This window comes from Paraburkholderia sp. J11-2 (genome assembly GCF_905220185.1).
Taxonomy (GTDB): Bacteria; Pseudomonadota; Gammaproteobacteria; order Burkholderiales; family Burkholderiaceae; genus Paraburkholderia.
In genome coordinates, this window is the sequence record NZ_CAJMYY010000110.1 from 1 (window position 1) to 493 (window position 493).

The 493-nt window shown below is 64.9% G+C and carries 1 protein-coding gene; it reads left to right on the forward strand.

What is annotated here, in order from left to right; all coding sequences use genetic code 11:
• On the forward strand, window positions 1–493 hold a 493-nt coding region (locus U5A57_RS41370; protein WP_321918109.1), incomplete at both ends, for an FAD-binding protein.

The following is a 493-nucleotide window of genomic DNA, read 5'->3' on the forward strand; positions in this document are numbered from 1 at the left end:
CACGCGTTCGCACACGGTGGCGGCGCAGGGCGGCATCGGCGCCTCGCTCGGCAACATGAGCGAAGACAATTGGCACTATCACTTCTACGACACGATCAAGGGTTCCGACTGGCTCGGCGACCAGGACGCGATCGAGTTCATGTGCCGTGAAGCGCCGAACGCCGTGTACGAACTCGAACACATGGGCATGCCGTTCGACCGTAACGCCGACGGCACGATCTACCAGCGCCCGTTCGGCGGCCACACGGCCAACTACGGCGAGAAGCCGGTTCAGCGCGCCTGTGCGGCTGCTGACCGTACCGGCCACGCGCTGCTGCACACGCTGTATCAGCAGAACGTCGCGGCGAAGACCACGTTCTTCGTCGAATGGATGGCGCTCGACCTGATCCGCGACGCCGAAGGCGACGTGCTCGGCGTGACCGCGCTCGAAATGGAAACGGGCGACGTCTATATCCTCGAAGGCAAGACCACGCTGTTCGCCACGGGCGGCGCG